15 protein-coding genes are annotated in these 22,751 nt (G+C 61.9%); 13 read left to right on the forward strand and 2 right to left on the reverse strand.

Features of this window, described 5'->3' with window-relative positions; all coding sequences use genetic code 11:
- Positions 1-279: 279 nt before the first annotated feature.
- The 5 genes from ISS99_RS02630 (at position 280) to ISS99_RS02650 (ending at position 10,922) form a co-directional block, all read left to right on the forward strand.
- Positions 280-6,321 carry an alpha-2-macroglobulin family protein gene (locus ISS99_RS02630; protein ID WP_425490421.1) on the forward strand — a complete coding sequence of 2,014 codons (6,042 nt, stop codon included), beginning with the start codon at positions 280-282 and terminating at the stop codon, positions 6,319-6,321.
- Between the two features lie 58 nt (positions 6,322-6,379).
- Entirely contained in the window at positions 6,380-8,776 is a 2,397-nt protein-coding gene (gene pbpC / locus ISS99_RS02635) for a penicillin-binding protein 1C (RefSeq protein ID WP_239537595.1), read from the forward strand.
- A gap of 64 nt (positions 8,777-8,840) precedes the next feature.
- A complete protein-coding gene (locus ISS99_RS02640; RefSeq protein ID WP_204630027.1) occupies positions 8,841-10,130 on the forward strand; it encodes an NAD(P)/FAD-dependent oxidoreductase in 1,290 nt (429 codons plus the stop codon).
- Complete coding sequence (locus tag ISS99_RS02645; RefSeq protein WP_204630028.1) at positions 10,127-10,477, forward strand: tRNA-binding protein; 351 nt, start codon at positions 10,127-10,129, stop codon at positions 10,475-10,477. The genes ISS99_RS02640 and ISS99_RS02645 overlap by 4 nt, the downstream gene beginning before the upstream one ends.
- 1 nt (position 10,478) lies before the next feature.
- The gene (locus ISS99_RS02650) at positions 10,479-10,922 is read left to right on the forward strand and encodes a GNAT family N-acetyltransferase (RefSeq protein ID WP_204630029.1); all 444 of its coding nucleotides are present in this window, start codon (positions 10,479-10,481) and stop codon (positions 10,920-10,922) included.
- On the opposite strand, the gene ISS99_RS02655 is transcribed toward ISS99_RS02650, so the two are convergent.
- The gene (locus ISS99_RS02655) at positions 10,919-11,848 is read right to left on the reverse strand and encodes an MBL fold metallo-hydrolase (RefSeq protein ID WP_204630030.1); all 930 of its coding nucleotides are present in this window, start codon (positions 11,846-11,848) and stop codon (positions 10,919-10,921) included. The two genes, ISS99_RS02650 and ISS99_RS02655, sit on opposite strands and share 4 nt — an antisense overlap.
- 365 nt (positions 11,849-12,213) lie before the next feature.
- On the opposite strand from ISS99_RS02655, the gene ISS99_RS02660 reads away from it, so the two are divergent.
- From ISS99_RS02660 to ISS99_RS02690, 7 genes are all read left to right on the forward strand, one after another.
- The gene (locus tag ISS99_RS02660) at positions 12,214-15,657 is read left to right on the forward strand and encodes a hybrid sensor histidine kinase/response regulator (protein WP_204630031.1); all 3,444 of its coding nucleotides are present in this window, start codon (positions 12,214-12,216) and stop codon (positions 15,655-15,657) included.
- A gap of 81 nt (positions 15,658-15,738) precedes the next feature.
- Positions 15,739-16,122, forward strand: a complete 384-nt coding sequence (locus tag ISS99_RS02665; protein ID WP_204630032.1) for a hypothetical protein — start codon at positions 15,739-15,741, stop codon at positions 16,120-16,122.
- 83 nt (positions 16,123-16,205) lie between these two features.
- Positions 16,206-17,963, forward strand: coding sequence for a copper resistance system multicopper oxidase (locus ISS99_RS02670; protein ID WP_204630033.1), 1,758 nt, complete (start codon positions 16,206-16,208; stop codon positions 17,961-17,963).
- Positions 17,960-18,769 carry a copper resistance protein B gene (locus tag ISS99_RS02675; RefSeq protein ID WP_239537596.1) on the forward strand — a complete coding sequence of 270 codons (810 nt, stop codon included), beginning with the start codon at positions 17,960-17,962 and terminating at the stop codon, positions 18,767-18,769. The genes ISS99_RS02670 and ISS99_RS02675 overlap by 4 nt, the downstream gene beginning before the upstream one ends.
- A gap of 8 nt (positions 18,770-18,777) precedes the next feature.
- Complete coding sequence (locus ISS99_RS02680) at positions 18,778-19,365, forward strand: c-type cytochrome (protein WP_204630035.1); 588 nt, start codon at positions 18,778-18,780, stop codon at positions 19,363-19,365.
- Between the two features lie 92 nt (positions 19,366-19,457).
- Positions 19,458-20,222, forward strand: coding sequence for a sulfite exporter TauE/SafE family protein (locus ISS99_RS02685; protein ID WP_425490422.1), 765 nt, complete (start codon positions 19,458-19,460; stop codon positions 20,220-20,222).
- 139 nt (positions 20,223-20,361) lie between these two features.
- Positions 20,362-20,730, forward strand: coding sequence for an HU family DNA-binding protein (locus tag ISS99_RS02690; protein WP_204630037.1), 369 nt, complete (start codon positions 20,362-20,364; stop codon positions 20,728-20,730).
- A 107-nt stretch (positions 20,731-20,837) separates the two neighbouring features.
- On the opposite strand, the gene ISS99_RS02695 is transcribed toward ISS99_RS02690, so the two are convergent.
- Positions 20,838-21,524, reverse strand: coding sequence for a class I SAM-dependent methyltransferase (locus ISS99_RS02695; RefSeq protein WP_204630038.1), 687 nt, complete (start codon positions 21,522-21,524; stop codon positions 20,838-20,840).
- A gap of 363 nt (positions 21,525-21,887) precedes the next feature.
- Here ISS99_RS02695 and aqpZ point away from each other — a divergent pair, with 363 nt between their 5' ends.
- On the forward strand, positions 21,888-22,622 hold the full coding sequence (gene aqpZ, locus ISS99_RS02700) for an aquaporin Z (RefSeq protein WP_204630039.1): 735 nt from the start codon (positions 21,888-21,890) through the stop codon (positions 22,620-22,622).
- The last annotated feature ends 129 nt before the right edge of the window (positions 22,623-22,751 follow it).

The following is a 22,751-nucleotide window of genomic DNA, read 5'->3' on the forward strand; positions in this document are numbered from 1 at the left end:
GCCGCCCGCAAGGGCGGCTTTTTATTTGTTTGCCACATCTGTGCCCTCAAGCATCCGCTCGTGCCAGAATCGTGTCTGCGCGCCGCCACTTTTCAGCGGCAGGATGCGCATGGGGAACTCCGTTCGTAGCCGCTCGTGCCTCCGGCATGAGCCTTCCCTGCAGGTATGCGAATGCCATGGCGTGCAAGGTGCCGTGGACCTTTAACGGATGGAATATCGGAAAGCATCATGGACTTGCTGCGTTTTCTCCTCGCATTGCCCGTACGCCTCATTCGCGGCGTGCTCAGCACCCTGGGTTGGATACTTCGCCCCTTGCTGGGCGAAGTCAGCTGGGCGGCACCCGGTTGGATGCATCTGGTGCGCCGACGCCCGCTGCAATCGGCGGCGGCATGCCTGTCGGTGGCCCTGGTCGTGACAGGCGGCTGGTTCGGATGGCGCTGGTACGAACATCGGCCGAAGCCGCGGGAACCGCAGCGAATCACCTGGCAAGTCAATGCGCCGGACACTACCGACTACAGCAAACTGCCTTTGGTGATTCATCCGCTGGAACTGGATTTTTCCGCTTCCGCAGCACCTATTGAAGTGGTAGGCAAACCGGTGACGGCGGGCATCGCCATGCAGCCGGAAACCAAAGGGCAGTGGACCTGGGTCGACGACAAGACCTTGCGGTTTACGCCGGCGGCCGACTGGCCGGTCGGGCAACACTACAAGGTACGTTTCGATGTCGCGCAGGCCTTCGCACACCACGTGCTGCTGGCCGACAATCACTTCGAGTTCGACACCGCTCCGTTCAAAGCGACCTTGGGCAAGGGCGAGTTCTATCAGGATCCGCAGGATCCGACCGCCAAGAAAACCATCATCCAGGTCGATTTCAACTATCCCGTCGATGCTGCCCAGTTCGAGAAGCGCATTGCGCTGAGCCTGGCCGGGCAGGGCGACCGTTCGTCCACGCCGCTCAAGTTCAGCGTTACCTACGATCCGTACAAACTGCATGCGTGGATCCATTCGCAACCGCTGGACCTGCCACGCGACGACGGCGCGGTATCGTTGAAACTGGACAGCGGCGTACGCAGCTCGCGCGGCGGCGATGGCACCGAAGCCGAACTGGACGCGAACGTGCGCGTTCCCGGCTTGTACAGCCTCACAGTGCAGGACATCAGCCCAACCCTGGTCGATAACGACAAATACGAGCCCGAACAGGTCGCGGTGGTGAATCTGAGTGGCGCGGTGCGCGACAGCGAGCTCGCCGGGCTGGTTCACGCCTGGGTATTGCCGGCGCGCAATCCTCGCGCCGAGGGCTCGGACCATGGCGACCAGCCCTACGACTGGAACGCCTCGGAGGTCGGCGACGACACGTTGCGTAAATCGCAGCAGCTTCCGTTGCAGGTCGTTCCTACCGAGAACGACTACCAGCCACTGCAGAGCTTCAAGTTTCACGCCGATCCCGGCCAGCGCATCTACGTGCGTATCGACAAAGGCTTGAAATCCTTTGGCGGTTACGTATTGGGCAGGCCGGTTGCGCAAGTCATCACCGTACCGGACTATCCGAAGCTGCTGCGCTTCATGGCGGACGGCTCGTTGCTTTCGCTCAGCGGCAGCAAACGCATTTCGGTGGTCTCGCGCAATGTGCCAGGCATGCGCCTGGAAATCGGCCGGGTATTGCCGGACCAGTTGCAGCATCTGGTCAGCCTCAACCAGGGCGATTACAGCCACCCGCAGCTCCTCTATGGTTTCAGCGAGGAACACATCGTCGACCGCTATGAAGTGAAGCGGGCCTTTCCCGGCGGCGATCCTGCGCACGCGCACTACGAAGGCATCGACCTGAGCCAATATTTGCAGGAAGGCAAGCGCGGCGTGTTCCTGCTGCATCTGCACAGCTTCGACCCTGCTGCGGCCAAGAAGCAGGCTGACGAAGCCGCCAAGGAAAAAGCGCTGGCCCTGCAGGGCATCGCACCACCGCCTCCCGGAGCGAAGCCCGATCCGGATGTGGCTTCCTCTGACAACGCTGCTGATTCGGATGGCTCCGACGACTCGGACGGTTCCGGCGATTCGGGCGATTCCAGCAATGCTACGCAGGACAACCGCCTGATCGTAGTGACCGATCTGGGCATGCTGGTGAAGCGCGCCATCGACGGCAGCCAGGACGTGTTCGTGCAATCGATACGCACCGGCCAGCCTGTTGCAGGGGCGAATGTTTCGGTGCTGGCAGTCAATGGCCAGACACTTTTCAGCCAGGACACCGGCGCCGATGGCATGGTGCATTTCCCGACTTTCAACGGGCTGGATCGCGAAAAGAAACCGACGCTCTACGTGGTGAAAAAGGCCGACGATCTTTCTTTCCTGCCCATCGGCGGCAGTGATCGACAACTTGATTTTTCGCGCTTTGACATCGGCGGCGAAGCCAGTGCCGTCAATCCGGGCACGTTGTCCGGCTATCTGTTCTCCGATCGCGGCATCTATCGCCCTGGCGACGAAATCCACATCGGCCTGATCGTTCGAGCGGCGACCTGGGTGCGCGACGTGGCGGGCATTCCGCTGCAGGCCGAGATCGTGGACCCGCGCGGCGTCGCGGTGAAGCAGATCCCGCTGAAGATGGACGACTCCGGCTTTGGCGAGCTGTCGTACACGCCGGCGGAAACCGCACCTACCGGCACCTGGACGGTGAACCTTTACATCGTGCGCGACGGCAAGGCCGATACGCAGATCGGCAACACCACCGTGCAGATCAAAGAGTTCCTGCCCGATCGCATGAAAGTCGAGGCCAAGCTATCCAGCCAGGTCGCCGAAGGTTGGGTCAAGCCTGACGGGCTCAAAGGCCTGGTCGATGCGCAGAATTTGTTTGGTACGCCCGCGGCCGACCGCCGCGTGGAAGCGACGCTGACCTTGCGTCCCGCCTGGCCGGCCTTTCACAGTTGGCCCGACTATCACTTCTACGACGTCCATCGCGCCAAAGACGGCTACGAGGAAAACCTGCAAGACGGCAAGACGGATGAGAAAGGCCACGCCGAATTCGACCTGGATTTGAAAAAATACGCCGACGCGACTTATCAGCTGTATTTCCTGGTCAAGGCACACGAGGCCGACGGTGGCCGCAGTGTGGCAGCTGCCACGCAAACGCTGGTGTCGAGCAACGACTGGCTGGTCGGTTATCACAGCGACGACAACCTCGACTATGTGGATCGCAACGCCGTACGCAAAGTACGCCTGGTGGCGATCGATCCCCAAGCCAAGTCGATGAAGCTCGATGGACTGAAGGCACAACTCATCGAGCGCCGCTACGTATCGGTGCTGACCAAGCAGGATTCGGGTGTCTACAAATACGAATCGCGCTTGAAAGAAATTCCCGTCGACGAGCAGCCGCTGTCCATCCCGGCCGGCGGTATGGATTACACGTTGCCCACGGACAAGCCAGGCAACTATGCATTGGTGATACTGCGCGGCAGCGATCGTGTGGAAGTCAATCGAGTGACTTATTCGGTGGCTGGCGCGGCCAACCTGTCGCGCTCGCTCGATCGCAATGCCGAGTTGCAGCTGAGTTTGCAGAAGTCCGATTACAACCCCGGCGATACGGTAAATATCTCTATCCATGCGCCCTACGCCGGCAGCGGATTGATCACCATCGAACGCGACAAGGTCTATGCGCACGCGTGGTTCCATGCCGATACCACCAGTTCGGTGCAGCAGATCGTCATTCCGAAGGATTTCGAGGGCAACGGTTACGTCAACGTGCAGTTCGTCCGAGATCCGTCGTCGGATGAAATCTTCATGAGTCCGCTCAGCTACGGTGTGGTGCCGTTCTCGGTGAACCTGGATGCGCGCCGCGATCCGATCACGGTCGATTCGCCGACGCTGGTCAAGCCCGGCGATACCGTCACCTTCAAGTTGCATGCGGCGCACCCGGCCAAGGCCGTGGTATTCGCGGTGGACGAAGGCATCCTGCAGGTGGCTCGCTACAAGCTGGGCGATCCGCTGACCTATTTCTTCCGCAAAAAGATGCTGGAGGTGCAGACCTCGCAGATCCTCGACCTGATCCTGCCGGACTTCGAGAAATTGATGGCCAGCGCCGCCGCACCCGGCGGTGACGCCGACGCGGCGATCGGCCGCCAGCTCAATCCGTTCAAGCGCAAGCGTGACAAGCCGGTGGTGTTCTGGTCCGGCATCGTCGATGTCGACGGCGACAAGGACTTCACCTACACGGTGCCCGATTACTTCAACGGCAAAATACGCGTGATGGCGGTTGCCGTGTCGCCGGATCGCGTCGGCACCTATGAAGGCAGCACCACCGTGCGCGGCGATTTTGTGCTGTCGCCCAACGTGCCCACCACGCTTGCGCCCGGCGATGAAGCCGACGTCAGCGTCGGTGTGGCCAACAACCTCACGGGCCTGGGCGGCAAGCAGGTGCCGGTCGCCGTGACCTTGCAGGTTGGTCCTCAATTGCAGGTGATCGGTTCGACCACGCAGAACGTCAGCCTCGGTGAAATGCGCGAAGGCGTAGTGAAGTTCCGCGTCAGGGCGACCGCGCAGCTTGGCTCCGGCCATCTGGCTTTCACGGCGGCCTATGCGGGCAAGTCCGCCCATCAGGCGGTAGATGTCTCGGTGCGCCCGGCGTCGGCATACCGCACCCAGGTCGACGTCGGCCAGGTGGCGACGCGCAGCCAGGTCGAGCTGTCGCCGCTACGGCCGATGTTCGATGCCTATGCGTCGCGCGATGCCGCGATTTCTCCTTTGCCGCTCGTGCTGGCGCAAGGCATCACCAGTTACCTGGTCAATTACCAGCACTACTGCAGCGAGCAGGTGGTGAGCATGGCCATGCCGCGCCTGATCGTGGCCAAGTGGCCGCACGTGCCGGTGTTTGCGCACGCCTTGCAATCGGCGTTCGACGATCCGGCGGACAAGACGATCAACAACGATCAAGCGATCTCGAAGTTGCTGGATGTGCTGCACGCCCGGCAAAACAGCGAGGGCGGTTTCGGGCTGTGGGCAGCGACGCCCGATGCGGAGCCGTTTGTCTCCAATTACGCGATGAATTTCCTGCTCGAGGCACGCGATCGCGGCACGGCGGTTCCGCAGGACATGGTCGACGCCGGTAACAAGTATCTGCAGCAGCTGGCCAACGACGATGGCATGGATTCGCTGGATCAACTGCGCCAGCGGGCTTATGCGGCGTACTTGCTGACACGCCAGGGCAATGTCACCACCAATGCTCTCGCTTCGATCCAGAAGCGCTTGCAGGACGCCTACCCTAAAGACTGGAAGAACGATCTGGCTGCGGCCTGGCTGGCCGCTTCCTACAAACTGCTCAAGCAGGATGATGAAGCCAATCGGCTGATGGCAGGCCCCGAGCAGGCGTTGGTGCGTTCCAAGGCCAGCGAACAGTTCGACTACGGTTATTACTACGACCCGCTGGTTCGCGACGCCAGCGTGCTTTACCTGCTGGCCAAGCATTTCCCGGAGCGTGCCAAGGCATTGCCGCCGCGCGTGTTTGAGAACATTGCCTGGCCGCTGGCGCACGACGACTACAACACGCTTTCCTCGGCCATGACGATCCTTGCGCTGGACAGTTACGCCGGCCAGACCGCAGGCGAACTGGACAAGCTGGGCATCGACGAAGTGCGCGCCGACGGCAGCACCAAGGCGATCGCCAGCATCGAAGGCAACCTGTTGCAGGCGGGTAGTTGGGATGCCTCGGCCACCAAGCTGCGTTTCATCAACCAGAGCAGCCTGCCGGCCTGGCACGTGGCCAGCCAGGGCGGCTACGACAGCACCGCGCCCAGCAAGGCGATCAAGCAAGGCATCGAGGTCGTGCGCGACTACACCGATGCGCAAGGCAAGCCCGTCGACACGGTGACGATCGGCCAGGAGATCGACGTGCACGTCAGGATCCGTGCCACGGGCGAGGAGGGTGTCGGCAACGTCGCGGTGGTCGACCTGCTGCCGGGCGGTTTCGAGCCGGTGATCCAGCCGCCGCCCGCGGCTGTCAGCACGCAAAACGGTGATAGCAGCAGCGGCAGCAGCAACGCCGGCGATAATTCAGGCGATGGCGACAGCCCCGCGAGTAATGCCACGGCAGCACCTGCGTGGCGCTCCACCATCGGTTTGCCGCAGTCGAGCTGGCAACTGGACTACGCCGACGTGCGCGAAGATCGCGTGGTGATCTACGGGACGGCCACGCCGGATGTGCACGAATTCGTCTATCGCATCCGTGCCACCAATGCCGGCAAGTTCACCGTACCGCCAGCTTATGCCGAATCCATGTACGACCGCGCCATCCAGGCCCGCTCTCCCGGCGGCACCAGCCTGACGGTGGTGGACAAGCCATGATCGCGCGCCGATGCCTTCCTGCTTCGTCAGGCAGGCATCGGCGCAGGTCCGGGGAGATATGAGCAGTTACCTCCACGCATCGATGAACGGCATGCTGCGCTGGATCCAGCGCTGGCAGAACTGGCTGGTCGCGCTAGGCATCGCTTTGGCAGTGCTGGTGGGATGCCGTTGTTGGCCTCATCAACCGCTACGTGGCTGGTTGCCGTCGTCGACGGCGGTGTACGACGACAAGGGACGCCTGTTGCGCCTCACCCTGGCCAGCGATCAGCAATACCGCCTGTGGGTGCCGCTCAACGACATCTCGCCGCAACTGGTCCAAGGCGTGTTGCTGCACGAAGATCGCTGGTATCGCTGGCATCCCGGTTTCAATCCCTACGGTTTGCTGCGCGGAGCATGGGTGACCTATGTGAAGCACGGTGCGCCGCAGGGCGGCTCCACCATCACCATGCAACTGGCGCGCCTGCTTTGGGGCCTCAACACGCGTACGCCGATGGGCAAGCTGAGGCAGATCGCGCGAGCGTTGCAATTGGAGCTGTTCTATTCCAAGCGCCAGATTCTGGAGGCCTATCTCAACGATGCACCGTATGGCGCCAACGTACAGGGTGCGGGCACGGCAAGCCTGGTCTACTTCGGCAAGCAGGCGAGCCAGCTCAGCCTGCCCGAAGCATTGACCCTTGCGGTCATTCCACAGGACCCATCCCGGCGCCTGCTGGCGGCGCAGCACGCGAATGAGGAAGCCTTGATCAGCAGCGGCCTGGCCGAGGCGCGCAATCGCCTCTACCGCGATTGGCTCGCGCGGCACTCACAAGATGTCGCCTTGAAGCCGCTGTTTGCACTTCCGTTGACGCTGCGGCCGCTCAACCGGCTGCCATTCGAAGCGCCGCACGCGGTAGAGCAAGTGCTGGCCAGCCAGGCGCTGGGCAACAGTGATGGCAGTGCCGCGCTCACGACCACCATCGACCTGAATCTGCAGCACAGCCTCGAACGGCAGATTGCGCTGTATGTGAAGCGCAACGCATCGCGCGGCATCGTCAACGCCACCGCGATTCTGGTGGATACGCGTGACATGGGTATTCGCGCGATGGTCGGCTCGGCCGATTACGCCAACGCCGCCATCCAGGGGCAGGTCAACGGCACATTGGCCAAGCGCTCGCCGGGCTCGACGCTGAAGCCTTTCATCTACGCATTGGGTTTCGACCAAGGTGTGCTGCAACCGCAGACCGTGCTGCGCGATGTGCCGACGGCCTTTGGTCCCTATACACCCGAGAATTTCGACGGCAACTTCCTGGGGCCGATCACGGCGACCCAGGCCTTGATCCGCAGCCGCAACATTCCGGCGGTATGGGTGGCGTCCCAACTGCATCAGCCCAGCCTCTACGACTTCCTGCAGCAGGCCGGCATCAGCCGCCTGGCCAGCGAGCAGCACTATGGTCTGTCGCTGGTGCTCGGCGGCGGCGAGGTCAGCATGCAGGAACTGGCGGGCCTGTACGCCATGCTCGCCAATCGAGGAGTGCTGCGGCCATTGCGCCTGCGCGCGGATGAGCCGCAGGCGGATGGCACCCGCCTGCTCAGCGATGAGGCGAGTTTCATGGTGATGGATATCCTGCGCCAGAATCCGCGCCCCGACGATGCGGCGAGCGCCCCGTCCATGCGCATGCCCGTGTATTGGAAAACCGGCACCTCGTGGGCGTTCCGCGATGCCTGGACCGCCGGCAGCTTCGGGCCCTATGTGCTGGTGGTTTGGGTAGGCAATTTCGACGGCGGCGGCAATCCGGCCTTTGTCGGCGTGGAGGCTGCGGCGCCGCTGTTCTTCCAGATCATCGACGCCTTGCGTGCCGAACACGTGCCGATGGACGAGCCGATCCGGGCCACGCCGGCCAACCTCAAGCGGGTGCAGATCTGCCTGGCCAGCGGCAACCTGCCCACGCAGTGGTGCCCACAAAAAGGCATGACCTGGTTCATTCCCGGAAAGTCGCCCATCCGTGTCGACGATATCTACCGTCCGGTGATCATCGACGACGCCACCGGCCAGGCAGCCTGCCCGCCGTTCGACGGAAAACGCACGCACCTGGAGGTCTACGAATTCTGGCCCTCCGACTTGCAGCGCGTGTTCCAGCAGGCGGGCATGCCGCGCCGCAAGCCGCCGGTCAATCCCGCGTGCGGCGGCAGCGAGCGCGTTGAGGGAGCCGCTCCGGGCATTACCTCGCCCTTGCGCGGCAGCACCTATACCTTGCGCCTCAAGCAGTTGGACGAAGAGCGCATTCCGTTTACCGCTACCAGCGACGCCGACGTGCATGCCCTGTATTGGTTTGTCGACGACGCCTATGTAGGCAAGAGCGCCTCCAACGAGTCGATGTATTGGCAACCCCGTGGCGCTGGCCAGTACACGATACGGGTAGTGGACGACCATGGCCGCTCCGACCAGCGCCTGATGCAAGTGAACCTGGCCGAATGAACGAGGCGGGCAATCCGCGTTATGCTCGGTTGCCCAGCCGCCCGGGCCGTCCGTACACAGAGGCATGAAGCAACCATCGGTTTCGTCTTACTACCGCGCTACGGCCACGCCGTACGAACCGTATGCCTCCTTGCAGGGGCGCCAGGAAGCGCGCGTGGCGATCATCGGCGGCGGTTTTGCCGGATTGAATACGGCCCTTGGATTGGCGGAACGCGGTGTACGCGACGTGGTGGTACTGGAACGCGAGCAGGTTGGATTTGGCGCTTCGGGCCGCAATGGCGGTTTTGTCTTTGGCGGTTATTCGCTTGGCGAATCGGCCCTGCATCATCAGCTTGGCGAGCAGCGCGCACGCCAGTTGTTCGACCTGACTACCGCAGCCGTGCAGCGCATCCGCGAGCGGGCCGCACGCTATGCGATACCTTGCGATGTCGTCGACCAGGGCATCATCTGGGCCAACTGGTTTCGCGATCCGGAAGTGCTGCGCAAGCGCCAGCGATTGCTGGCCGATCATTACGGCGTGCATTGGGATTGGTTGCCACAGGAAGAATTGCGCGAACGGGTGCGCAGCGATCGCTATAGCGACGGCTTGTACGAGCGCAACGCGCTGCACCTGCATCCGCTCAACTATGCGATCGGCCTGGCCGCGGCGTCGTCGGGCCACGGTGTGCGCATCCACGAAAACAGCGACACCTGGCGCCTGCGCAAGGAAAACGGCCATTGGCTGGTCAGCACGCCGCAGGGTGAATTGCGAGCCGAGCACGTGGTGCTGGCTTGTGGCGGTTATTTGGCCGGACTGAGTCGGCAGATCGATCGCGCGGTGTTGCCCATCGCCACCTACGTGATGGTGACGGAGCCATTGGGCGAGCGGCTCGACGATTGCCTGCAGACGCGCGCGGCGGTCTACGACACGCGCTTTGCCTTCGACTATTACCGCCCGTTGCCTGATCGGCGCTTGTTGTGGGGCGGGCGGATTTCCATTCGCAACCGATCAGCCCGGGCCGTGCAGCGCGTGCTCACACGCGATCTGCTGCGCGTATTTCCTGCGCTGAAAGGCGTGCGTGTCGACTATGCCTGGTCTGGTTTGATGAGTTACGCGCGTCACCAGATGCCGCAGATCGGCAGCAGCGGCGACGGCCTGTGGTGGGCGCAGGCCTTCGGCGGCCATGGCCTTGCGCCGACCTGCGCGGCCGGCGAGTTGTTGGCCGCAGCGATTGCCGAAGGCGACGAAGGCTGGAAGCAATTTGCCGATTACGGTCTCGCGCACACATACAAACCCTTCGGCTACCTGGGGGCGCAAGCCAGCTACTGGTGGCAGGAATTCAACGACTGGTTCAAGACGAGTCTGGAAGGATGAACGAGCAAACGGTTTTGAATGAAATCAGCTGGGACGATTTCCAGAAGGTAGTGATCGCAGCCGGTACCGTGACGCGCGTGGAAGCCTTTCCCGAGGCGCGCAAGCCGGCGTGGAAAGTGTGGGCGGATTTCGGGCCTTACGGCGAACGCAAGACCAGCGCGCAGATCGCAGCGTTGTATACGCCCGAATCGCTGGTCGGCCGGCAGATCGTGGGCGTCATCAATTTTCCGGGAAAGCAGATCGGCCCGTTCCGTTCGCAGTTCCTGCTGACCGGGTTTCACACTGAGCAGGGTGTGGTGATCACCACGATCGAGCGGCCGGTGCCCAACGGTTCGAGGCTGGCTTAAGGTGACTGATGCGTTGACGTTGCGCAACGCGCACGCGGCAGATGCTGCGGAAATCGCACGGCTTGCCGCGGAGCTTGGCTATGCGACGCCTGTGGAAGCGATGAGCGAGCGCCTGGGCGCACTGTTGTCCCATCCCAATCATCACGTCAGTGTCGCGGAGCAGGGCGCGGCATTGCTTGGCTGGATTGCCGTGGAGCACCGTTGCACGCTGGAATCGGGCGAACGCATCGAGATTGTCGGCCTGGTGGTCGACGCGAGCCATCGAGGCGGTGGCGTTGGGCGGATGCTGGTTGCCGATGCGGAGCGATGGGCCCGCCAGCGCGGCTTCGAAGCCATTTCCGTGCGCTCCAATATCGCTCGCGATGCTTCGCATCCCTTCTACGAAAGCCTGGGCTACGTGCGCCGCAAAACCCAACATTGCTACACAAAGACCCTTGCGCCCTAGCGGCTGCCGCGATCCAGCCAGACGGCCAGCCCCTGCGCATTGAGTTCGATATCCGTGCCGAGCCAATGCATCAATGCCGCACGATCGCCTTGCCAGCCATGCTCGGCCAGGCGTGACGCATAAAGCTCGGTCAGCGCCTGCTTCAGTTGTGCGTGCCGGTCAGGGCGTTCGCCGACGTCGAGAGCTACCTCGACCATGGCGTCGATCAATTCGTGCAGCTTTACCGCCAAATGCTCGACGTTTTCGACGCGGCCGTAATGCGTGAGATACATCGCTTCGGGTTTCAGCGCCAACAAACGGTTGATCGACGCATGCAGCGCCGCGGGATCGAATTGCACCGGTGTGGTGGTCGGCAACGTGAAGGGGCCTTGCTCGGTATCCAGTTCGCGATAGGAAAGGCCGAATGTGTCGCCGGTAAAAAACACATTCGCCTGTGCGTCGTAGACGGCCAGATGATGCTTAGCGTGGCCAGGGGTATCCAGGCAGCGCAGAGGGCGGCCGCGCAAGTCGACGACGAAATTGTCCGGGGCTTCCACCACACGTTCGGCCGGAATCGGACGGAGTTGCCCATAGGCCTTTTCCATCACCTCCTGGCCATACACCGCCAATGCCCCTGCCCAGAGTTGCGACGGGTCGATCACGTGCCGGGCACCGCGCGGATGCACTGCCAGCCGGGCATTCGGTAAATGCGGCATCAGCTCGCCAGCACCGCCGGCGTGATCCAGATGAACGTGGGTGAGGATCAGCCAATCGACTTCCGAAACGCCGATATCCGCATCGGCGAGCGCCTGCAACAAGCGGGGCACGGCATGGTTGGTGCCGCAGTCGACAAAGGCGGCGTGTCCCTCGTGCACGATCAGGTAGGCCGCATCGAATCCTGGCCGTACGAAACCGGTGTCAATCGTATGGATGCCTTGGCTTGTCATTGGGTGAGAATCCAGGTGCGTGGATGTAGATCGTTCTAAAGGGATTTTCGTCGAGGCCGGACGCATTTTTAAGATGTGTCCGATATTTCTCAAATGACCCGCCTCTTAGGATCCTCCATATCCCGTGTAATCCCCTCTAACGGAGCTTGCCCTCAGGCCGACCTGGCCTGAGGGAATTTTCTGACCCTGAGATCGGGCTATCCTCATGCGGACCGTCCCGTTGTTCCGCCAGATACCTCTCAATTATGGAGGGCGGGTACCTGGAATGTGCCAAGGTCGACATTTTGCTCCTTGCTTTGCAAAGCTATTTGCCATTCAGCGTGGTATCGCCGTAAATACCATCTAAGAATCATCGGACAAACAAGATGACGAAGTCTGAGCCTGTTTACGACCAAAGACCTACAGGCCAGCGGGATATTTCCGCACTGGAGCACCATCAGCGGCGTTTGTCGTATGGCGGCGGTGCATTCCTGTCCGTGGTTATCGTACTTATCCTAATTACGTCCATTCTACTCAGCATCAACGATTACAAATCGGATCAGCTGGATGATTTTCGCAAGGCGAAGTTGGCGCTGGATTCGGCGTTCGTCCAGCGGGATGCTGGTTACGTACGCACGCTGAACATGATCGAGTACGCATGGCAGAACAAATCTTCCGAACTCATTGCCGAAGGCGATAAGGAACTCCCTGGGTTCATTGAGCACGACAACGAAGCCATCATCAAAGCGAGTGATGGTGGAGTTCCGTGGCTGGTCATGGCCGACGGTATCGATGCATGGCCGAAGGAAAAGATTGATCGCTATCTGGGGCTGGTTCGCGAGCTGTCCGTGATCAACGGTACTTCGCTGACGATTCGCGGCAACCGGCCGATCACCGTTACGAGTTTCTACGATCCAGATGAAGTGCTGTTCGCTTTCGGAAACCGGTTGGGCGAAGCTGGTTTCAAGCCTGTACAGAAAAGCGGCAATAAATCAGCACTTTTCACCAAGTCTGTCGTGCCGGATATCGATTTCAGTAATTCACAGCAACTGCAGGATTTGCACAAGGGCAACCCTATACTGCCTTTTTATGGTGAAGGGTTGCCGAAGGTCGCATCGTCGCTGACTGTGAATCCTTTGACGGGTGCGCCGGCCATTGCAGGCACCATGGTGGCCATGGACGGTGATACGCCGATCGGTGCATTTGTGGCATACGAACCGATCGAACCGTTCGTCAATCAACTTCGGGCCATTTCCGACCAGGAGCTCGCCGTCGTCACCGATGACGGAAAAGTCGTTTTCGGTTCCGGTTCCGAAGCGGCCAATCAAGCCATCGCCGCCAGCATGAAGCCTCTGCTGGTCGTGCAGCCCAATGCAGACAGGACGGCGGTCTACCACATTGGTGGACGTTTCTATATTGCCCGGCGCTTGGCGGGTACCGATTGGACGCTGGTACATGCCTACAGCTGGTCGGACGTCCTGCATGGCAAGCGCATACCCATCCTGGTGGCCATGGCACTCGCCGCTTTGCTGCTGGCCACCCTTTGGCTGTTGCTGATCCGCCAATACCAGACCGTATTCGCGCCGGCCATGTCCCGCGCCAAGCGTGTTTACCAGAGCGAAGAGCTCAACCGTACCGTTATCGAAACATCACCGGTGGGTTTGTGCGTCATTGCCACCAAAGATGCTTCTCCGCTTTTGCAGAACGATATCGTGCGCAGCTATGCAGCCGCGATGTCCGACCCTGGTGCTGCGTTCTATAAGCAGTTGCTGCGCGATTTCGCCAAGGCGAAGGATACGTTGAACGATCGCCCGGAGGCACGCGAGTTCGGCTTTACCTTGAGCGAAACGGAGAAGGGCGGAGCACGGCACCTGCTCGTCGCTGCGTTACCCATCGTCTACCAGAATCGTCCGGCACTGTTCTGCGTGCTTCGCGACGTGACAGCACGCATCGAACTGGAAGAAAACCTGCTCCGCGCGCGACACGATTCCGAGCAGGCGAAATTGGCCGCCGAATCGGCCAGTCGGGCAAAAACGTCGTTCGTGGCAACCATGAGCCACGAAATTCGCACGCCGCTCAACGGCATTCTCGGCCATCTTGAATTGCTTGCCCGCTCGCACCTGGAACCGTCGCAGCGGGAACGGCTGGGACGCATTCGGCTGTCTGCAGACGCTTTGCTCGGCATCATCAGCGATATCCTGGATTTTTCGCGCATCGAAGCCGGCCAGCTGGATATCGATCCCGTGCCGTTCGAACTGCGCCCTCTGATCGAGCAGACCGCCTTGCTGTATGCGCCGGCCGCGCAACGGAAAGGATTGAAGCTCTATTACAGCGTCGAAGCCGGATTGGCCGAAAGCTATGTGGCCGATGCCCATCGCATCCGGCAGATATTGAACAACCTCGTCAGCAACGCGGTGAAGTTCACCGAATCCGGCCGAGTCGTGTTGCGCGTAAGAAGTGTGCCGCTCCACGGATCCGACTCGGCGCGGTTGCGTTTTGAAGTCATCGATTCCGGCATCGGCATGACCGAGGAACAGCGCAAACAGATTTTTCAACCTTTTTCCCAGGCGGACGCCAGCATTTCACGCCGGTTCGGCGGCAGCGGCCTCGGGCTTGCGCTGTGCCAGGAACTCGGCGAGTTGATGGGAGGCTTGATCGAAGTGCAGAGCACCTTGTCGGTGGGCAGCGTCTTCTCCTTCGAACTGCCGCTGACCGTGGATGAGTTTGTGCAACCTGCCGGTGCCGCCCCGCTGGCCGGCAGCCGTATTGCGCTTCTATCGCTCGCCGCCGAATGGCGAGCCGAAATAGAAGGCTTGCTGAGCGGATGGGGCGCCGAAGTGATGGTCGCGGCACTGCCCTCCGAGCTGGATGCGGATTGGGTGAGACAGGCCGACGCACTGGTCATTTTCGGTGCCGGACAGGCATGGTCTGCCGACGAGGAGGATGTCCTGCTGGCAGGCGCCAGGCGCATCGTGAAAGCAAGCATGGATGGGCCGCTGTTGCCGGAGTGGCAGGACGGCCTTTGCCTCATCTCGTGTTACTCCAGCCCAACCTTGCTGGCCGCCTTGCAGGAACCCGAGCCGGATATCGACCTGCCGATAGACGAGGCCACGTATCAACACTCCGAAAACGCAGTGGCCGAGCGTCATGGCTCGGTGCTGCTCGTCGATGACAATCCGGTCAATCGCGAACTGATCCAGCAACAGCTCGAAATCTTGGGCTACACCGTCGATGCTGCCGAAGATGGCACCACGGCTCTGCGCTTGTGGCACGAAGGGCGCTACGACATCGTGTTGACCGATATCAACATGCCGCACATGGATGGCTACGAGTTGACAGAGCAATTGCGCGCCCGGGGCGCGCGAATACCCATTCTCGCCGTAACCGCAACGGCGTTGACCAGCGAAAAGCAGCATTGCAAGCAGTCGGGCATCAACGACCTGCTGCTCAAGCCACTGTCGCTGGAGGTTCTGGATGAAGCGATGTCGCGCCATCTGGTGCAACCCGCGCGGCCGCCGGTTGCGCCGGTAAAGGCCAAATGGGCGGGCAAATACCCGGAAAAGGTCTGCCGTATCTTCGTGGAGTCGGGCACGCGCGATCTGCAGACCATCCTCGACGCGGCAAGGGTCCGCGATACGGAAACCTTGCTGGCGCGCGTCCACTCCTTGAAAGGCGCGTTGCTGATGCTGGGAGAGCACGAAGCCGCCGCCGAATGCCTGGAGCTGGAAAAGCGGATCGGCGCCGAAGGTATCGCCGCCGCCCGTGCCGGTGTCGACCAGTTGGAAATGACCATGCGAGAGCTGCTGCGCCGCTACGCCGAATACCTCTGAGAGCTTGCGCACGCACGCTCGCGGCTCGCCCACAGCCAGGCTGTTGAGTCTGACCGAAGTCCAGGGATAAGCTCCCTGGCCATGTCCTCCTCGTCTCCTGTCGCCTGCATCCGATCCTCGCGCCTCGTGCGCGTGCTGGCGATGTTTGCGTGGGTGATGCTGGTTGGCGTGTCGTTGCCGGCCACTGCCATGGCATCGTCCGATCACGCGCCTGCAACGATGAGTTCGATGGCAGGTCATGGCATGACCCACCATTCGGTGTCGGGTGCGCATCGGCAGGACGACTGCTGCGGCAACCCCGCCCATCCCGCGTGTCACTGCGACGCCGCCTGCGGCAGCCTGCTGCTGCCAGCCTTGCCGGCATGGCCGGGCGGTACTGCGCTTGCCGTCAACTACGCTCCGTTTCATGGCCGCATGGCGCCTACGCCGCCGCTGCTGCCTCCCTTGCGGCCACCCGCCGCCTGATCGCTCCAAGCGTGCTCTCCGGGCCCGTCAGGCGTTTTTGACGCGGGCGGCGCCGGCTATTCCGCCATACGTGGAGTGATCCCATGAACGTGTTTTATCCGCCGTCTCCGGCCGACCTGTCGCGGCGGCGATTCGTGCAGGGCGTAGCCCTGGGCGGGGCCGTGGCTGCGCTCGGCTTGGGCAAGCCCACGCCTGCCTTCGCCCTGCAAAATACTTCCGCGTCCGGCGATTTGTCGGGCAGCGACTTCCTGCTCGAAGTGGGGCAAACCGCCGTCAATTACACGGGCCGGCCCGCCAAGGCCACGACCGTCAATGGCAGCCTGCCCGGCCCTGTGCTGCGCTGGAAAGAAGGCGACACCGTGCGCCTGCGGGTGGCCAATCGCCTGCGCGTGCCCACCTCGATTCATTGGCATGGGATCGTGCTGCCGTTCCAGATGGACGGCGTACCTGGCATCAGCTTCAATGGCATTCCGCCGGGAGAAACGTTCCTCTATGAGTTCCGGCTGAGGCAATCGGGCACGTATTGGTACCACGCTCATTCCGGCTATCAGGAACAGACCGGCTTGTACGGCGCCATGGTGATCGAGCCTGCAGGCGGCGAGCGCGTGGCCGTCGATCGCGACTACGTGGTCATGCTCAACGACTGGACCGACGATCATCCGGCCAACATCTTCGCGCGCCTGAAAACGCGCAGCGATTACTACAACACCGCGCAGCCGACCGTGGCGGATTTCATGCGCGATGCGCACCGGGTAGGGCTGCGCGAAGCGTTTGCCATGCGCAAGATGTGGAACAGCATGCGCATGAACCCGACCGACCTCAGCGACGTATCGGCCTATACCTACACCTATCTGCTCAACGGTCACGCGCCGGCGGGCAATTGGACCGGGCTGTTCAAGCCGGGAGAAAAGCTGCGCTTGCGTTTCATCAACGGCTCGGCGATGACGATATTCGACGTGCGGATTCCGGGTTTGAAGATGACCGTGGTCAGCGCCGACGGCCAGGAGGTGGAGCCGGTCGATATCGATGAATTTCGCGTCGCACCGGCGGAAACCTACGACGTCATCGTCACGCCGCAGGAAGATCGCGCCTACACCTTGTTTGCGCAATCGATCGACCGCAGCGGTTACGCGCGCGGCACCCTCGCGCCGCGCCCAGGCATGGAGGCCGACGTGCCGGCGATGGACAAGCGCGTGTGGCTGGGCATGCAGGACATGATGGGCGCGATGCCGTCCAGCCCCCACGTTGCCGGCGGCATGCACGAGATGCCTGACATGCCCGGTATGAGCAGCATGGACATGCCGATGCACGATACGTCCGCAACGGCACCGGCAGCGCCGCTCAAGACCGGCCCCGACGTGGATATGCGCATTGCGCATCCGCGCAGCAACCTCGACGATCCGGGTGTGGGCTTGCGCGACAACGGACGGCGTGTGCTCACGTATGCGGATCTGCACACCGTCGGCGGCCCGATCGACAAGCGCATGCCGGAAAGGGACATCACCCTGCGCCTGACCGGCAACATGGAGCGCTATAGCTGGTCCTTCGACGGCGTGACATTTTCGGATGCCGCTCCGATACGCTTCAATTCCGGAGAGCGGCTGCGAATCGTCTTGATCAACGACACCATGATGAATCATCCGATTCATTTGCATGGAATGTGGAGCGAAGTCGAAAACGTCGACGGGCAATTCCAGGTGCGCAAGCACACCGTCAACGTGCAACCGGGGCAGCAGGTCAGCTACGCGGTGACCGCGGATAACCCCGGGCGATGGGCATACCACTGCCACGTGCTGTTTCACATGGAGGCGGGCATGTTTCGCGAGGTGGTGGTGGCATGAGCGCCTTCACGTGTTCGCACGCCACGTTCCGCTGCGCTTGGCTGGCGTTGGCATGCCTCGCCGCACCGGTTCTGGCATCGGCACAGGATTCGGCCATGAGCATGCCCATGCCTGCTACGCCTTCGCTGTTGCCTGCATCGGGCAACGTGTCCATGCAGGGCATGGAGATGAACGACAACGCCTCGCACGCCAGCTTGCTGATCGACCAGTTGGAATACACGGACGGCTACGGTGGCCGCGGCCCCGCCTGGGAAGCCGAGGCGTGGTACGGCAACGACAATGACAAAGCATGGCTGCGCAGCGAAGGCGAGGGCAGTGCCGGACGCATCGATAATGGCGACGTCGAGGCATTCTGGAATCACTCCGTGTCGGCTTTTTGGAGCACCCAGCTTGGCGTGCGGCATGATCTTGGACCGGGGCCTCAACGCAACTGGGCGGCTTTGGGCGTCGAGGGACTGGCCCCGTACTGGGTGGAACTGGAAGCCACCGCCTATGCCGGCGAGGGTGGCCGGCTTGCGGCACGCGTGCGAGCGGAATACACACTGCGCTTTACCCAGCGATGGATGCTGCAGCCGGAGTTCGAGATCAATCTTTACGATAAGGACGATCCGCAGAGGCAACTCGGCAGCGGCATTGCCGACTCCCAACTGGGCCTGCGGCTGCGCTACGAAATCAGCCGTCAATTCGCCCCTTATCTTGGCGTGGTCTGGATACGTCGTTTCGGCGCTACCGCCGGGTACGCCCAGGCAGATCGGCAACCTGTCTTCGACCGGCAATTTGTCGCCGGCCTTCGCATCTGGTTTTAGGAGTCTTCATGAAACATCGCATTGACTACCGCACCAGCCTCGGCGCCGGCATCGTCATCATCGCTCTGCTGGCTTACGCCTACGCCTGGTCCGGCTTCTATGACGTGGGTGCCGATGTACCGCACCAGCCGCTTACCTATCGCTTTTTGACCATGGTGCGCGAGCGCTCCGTGCAGCGGCACGCCAAGGACATCGTGGTGCCCAAGCTGGACGATCCGGCGCTGATTTTGAAAGGGGCAGGGCAATATGCGGCCATGTGCACGGGCTGCCATCTCGCACCCGGCATGCATGAATCGGAACTCCGGGCCGGGCTTTATCCGCAGCCGCCAGAATTGTCCAAACGGGCCGTCGATCCGCGCGAGGCGTTCTGGGTCATCAAGCACGGCATCAAGATGAGCGGCATGCCGGCCTGGGGCGCCACGCACGACGATCCCACCATTTGGAGCATGGTGGCTTTCCTGCAAAAGCTTCCCGGCATGACACCGGCGCAATACCGCGACATCGTCGCCAAGGCGCCGCCGGATGACGACATGGACATGGATATGGGTGCGGACAAGGGCACCATGCACGACGGTACGAGTTCTCCGGCGCACTGAGCGCAATAGCCCGGACGTGGCGGCGGCGTTCGTAGCTTGGAGTCGAAAAACGGGGCGCAGCTGCGCTAAGGTGCCCGCCCATGGACCTATCGTTGCTGCACCCTTTGCTTGCCGTGTTGTGCGGATCGCTGGTCGGCTTTTCGCTTGCGCTGATCGGGGGCGGCGGATCGATCCTGGCGGTGCCAATGCTGCTTTACGTCGTGGGCATTCACGATCCGCACACCGCCATCGGCACCAGTGCTCTGGCCGTGGCAAGCAATGCCTTTGCCAATCTGATTCCTCACGCCAGGGCCGGCCACGTGCGCTGGCCGGTGGCACTGACATTTGCCGCAACCGGCGCAGTCGGTGCGCTTGCCGGTTCCACCCTGGGCAAGATTATCGACGGCCACCGCCTGCTGGTGCTGTTCGCCTTGGCCATGCTGGTGATTGCCGCGGTGATGCTACGGGGACGCAGCCGGCACGACGGCAGCGGCTATCCGCGCAAGTGGATGTTTCCGCGCCTGGCCGCAGTGGGGCTGGGGGCCGGAAGCCTGGCGGGATTCTTCGGCATCGGCGGCGGGTTCCTGATCGTTCCGGGATTGGTGTTCGCTAGCGGCATGGCGATGATCGAGGCGATCGGTACGTCGCTGTTCTGCGTGGGAACGTTCGGCCTTACCGCAGCGCTCAACTATGCCTTTTCCGGCCTGGTCGATTGGCCGGTCGCGCTGGAGTTCATCGCCGGCGGTATTGCAGGGGGCTGGCTGGGTGCGCTGGGTGCTCAAAAATTGTCCAAAAAGCGCGGCGCGTTGACCGTTCTTTTTGCGGCCGTGATCGTGTCGGTCGCCCTTTTCATGCTGGCAAAAAGCTTGCTTCACTAGGTTTCCGACCCCTCCGGGTACGATTGAACGCATCTTTTACAGGTTTTTTTGCGTTTGCTAGTTGGCGACGCCACAAATTTCCCCTACATTTCAGCTCGCCGAGAGGCATTTCAACAATCCAATAACGATGGGGTAGTCCATGGCAAAGAAGGCAGCAAAAGGCAAGACGGCATCCAAAGCCGCCGCAGCTCCCAAGCCGATCAAGGAAGCACTGAGCAAGTCCGCTCTGGTTGCACACCTGGCCGAAGCCACTGAAGTTGCTTCCAAGGATGTGCGCGCTGTGCTTTCCGCTCTCGAAGGCGTCGTGCATGCGTCGGTCCACAAGAAGGGCGCCGGTATGTTCACCCTGCCGGGCCTGCTGAAGATCACCGCTGTCAGCGTTCCGGCCAAGCCGAAGCGCAAGGGCATCAACCCCTTCACCAAGGAAGAGCAGTGGTTCGCTGCAAAGCCCGCCACGGTGAAGGTGAAGATCCGTCCGCTGAAGAAGCTCAAGGACGCTGCAGTCTGATCCTTGCGTCGAGCCGGATTTTCCGGCTCGACGGCCTCGGGGTGCGTTACCGCAAGGTGCGCACCCCGGTCTTGCGTCGCCATCGTCCGCCGTGACGGGAGTGATGCTTACGCTTTCTGCGCCGTAAAAATCACCGAGGCCGGTTTGCCTGTACTCGGATGCAGGGGTTCCTGCACTTGGCACAGCTGCCATCCCGCGCTCACAAATAGCGCTATCCAGCTCGATAGCGTTCTGAAGTACCACGGGGCGGGCGAAGGGAAGGCATCGCCGAATCCTGCCCACGATTCTAATCGCCAGCCATCCGCGTAGGCACGTTCGCCGCAGGCCATCAGCGGGTGCACCGTCTGTACGATCAGTCGGCCGTTTTCTTCCAGCAACGCCGGTAGAGACCTCAGCAACGGCGCGACGGATTCCTCGCCCAGCAGCGCAAAATTGCAGACCAGCGTATCGGCCTTGAGCTCCAGCCGACTGGCAATGATGTCTTCATAAGAGGCCACCTGAAATTCGCCGCCGGCTTCGCGGGCCTGATCGATCAATGCCGGCACGGCATCGATGCCGGTAGCACGTATGCCTCGTGCCGCCAGCGCGCGCACCAGCCAGCCTTCGCCGCAGCCGATGTCCAGCACTGTACGCGGTTGCCTGGCGACGACGGCATCCAGGATGGCCTGGTTCGTCACCAGGCGCCGGCTTTCGATGGCGTTCGTGCGTACTGCACGTGTCCACGCTTTGGCATTTTTTCCCCAACTTTGCAGAACGATGGCTTCATCAGCACAGGGAAAATCGTTATCCGGCATGGGAGGTATCGCCAGTCATGGGTGGTGTATGCAAGGGGGCTCGTCCATGCAACGGGATGTCATCGGCAAAAGGCATTCGCGGCGCCGAGATCAAAACCCTCGTCAGGACAGACACCCGCAGCACTGTAATTCAGGGCAGTCTGAACTACTTTTGGGCAAGCCTCCAGCAAGATCGCGCCCTTTGCGTGCGTCTCTTTCCTCCACGGGAGGCTTCCGCAGCGAAGCGCCTCGTGGTATTACGCGATCAGCCATCGCCATGGATCGCGGCATGGCCTCCGGGGGACAAAGACGTCGCAATAAAGAAATACGCAGCAAACCTCGCTTTGCGTGTGCGCTCTTCATTTCTATTGATCGGAGACAACCATGTCCAAACGACTTAGTGCCGAGTTTTTCGGAACCTTCTGGCTAGTACTCGGCGGCTGCGGTGCGGCCGTCTTTTCGGCCGCCTATCCGGGGCTGGGTATCGGCTTTCTCGGTGTGGCGCTGGCCTTCGGCCTGACCGTGGTCACCATGGCCTATGCTTGTGCCGGGATTTCCGGCGCGCACTTCAATCCGGCAATTACCGTAGGGCTGTTCTTTGGCGGCCGTTTCAGCGGCAAGGACGTGATTCCCTACATCGTTTCGCAAGTGCTCGGGGCCGTGGCCGCCGCAGCGGTCATCTACGTGATTGCCAGCGGCAAACCGGGTTTTGATGCCACCGCCAGCGGCTTTGCTTCCAACGGCTACGGCGAGCACTCGCCCGGCGGGTATTCCCTGCTGGCCTGCATGGTGTGCGAATTCGTGCTCACTGCCATGTTCCTGATCGTCATCCACGGCGCAACCGATCGCCGCGCTCCGGCAGGCTTCGGCCCCCTGGCCATCGGCCTTACCCTGACCGTGATTCACCTGATCAGCATCCCGGTCACCAACACCTCGGTGAACCCCGCACGCAGCACTGGCGTGGCGCTGTTCCAGGGTACGTGGGCGGTGCATCAGCTGTGGATGTTCTGGCTTGTACCGCTGCTGGGCGGGGCCGTCGGCGGGCTCCTTTTCCGTAGCCTGCTGGCCGAAAACACCCCTCAGGTGGGTAGCGCATTGCCCGAGCCGGCAGCGGGCTGACCGGCTGAATTCCCAGGCCGTTTCGAGGGGCTGTGCGGATAGATCGCACGGCCCCTTTTTGCTGCTTGCAATGGAGGGCAATAGCCCCAACGATGCGATCGTCCGAGATGGCGGACAACCCGATAGAGG

It is taken from the genome of Dyella mobilis, assembly GCF_016904945.1.
Taxonomy (GTDB): Bacteria; Pseudomonadota; Gammaproteobacteria; order Xanthomonadales; family Rhodanobacteraceae; genus Dyella_B; species Dyella_B mobilis.

What these genes read in the sequence shown, in the direction of transcription:
- aqpZ (WP_204630039.1), top strand. Translation starts at nt 21,888, where the DNA reads ATGTCCAAACGACTTAGTGCCGAGTTTTTCGGAACCTTCTGGCTAGTA.
- ISS99_RS02640 (WP_204630027.1), top strand. Translation starts at nt 8,841, where the DNA reads ATGAAGCAACCATCGGTTTCGTCTTACTACCGCGCTACGGCCACGCCG.
- ISS99_RS02670 (WP_204630033.1), top strand. Translation starts at nt 16,206, where the DNA reads ATGAACGTGTTTTATCCGCCGTCTCCGGCCGACCTGTCGCGGCGGCGA.
- ISS99_RS02645 (WP_204630028.1), top strand. Translation starts at nt 10,127, where the DNA reads ATGAACGAGCAAACGGTTTTGAATGAAATCAGCTGGGACGATTTCCAG.
- ISS99_RS02690 (WP_204630037.1), top strand. Translation starts at nt 20,362, where the DNA reads ATGGCAAAGAAGGCAGCAAAAGGCAAGACGGCATCCAAAGCCGCCGCA.
- ISS99_RS02675 (WP_239537596.1), top strand. Translation starts at nt 17,960, where the DNA reads ATGAGCGCCTTCACGTGTTCGCACGCCACGTTCCGCTGCGCTTGGCTG.
- ISS99_RS02665 (WP_204630032.1), top strand. Translation starts at nt 15,739, where the DNA reads ATGTCCTCCTCGTCTCCTGTCGCCTGCATCCGATCCTCGCGCCTCGTG.
- ISS99_RS02660 (WP_204630031.1), top strand. Translation starts at nt 12,214, where the DNA reads ATGACGAAGTCTGAGCCTGTTTACGACCAAAGACCTACAGGCCAGCGG.
- ISS99_RS02680 (WP_204630035.1), top strand. Translation starts at nt 18,778, where the DNA reads ATGAAACATCGCATTGACTACCGCACCAGCCTCGGCGCCGGCATCGTC.
- ISS99_RS02695 (WP_204630038.1), bottom strand. Translation starts at nt 21,524, where the DNA reads ATGCCGGATAACGATTTTCCCTGTGCTGATGAAGCCATCGTTCTGCAA.
- pbpC (WP_239537595.1), top strand. Translation starts at nt 6,380, where the DNA reads ATGAGCAGTTACCTCCACGCATCGATGAACGGCATGCTGCGCTGGATC.
- ISS99_RS02655 (WP_204630030.1), bottom strand. Translation starts at nt 11,848, where the DNA reads ATGACAAGCCAAGGCATCCATACGATTGACACCGGTTTCGTACGGCCA.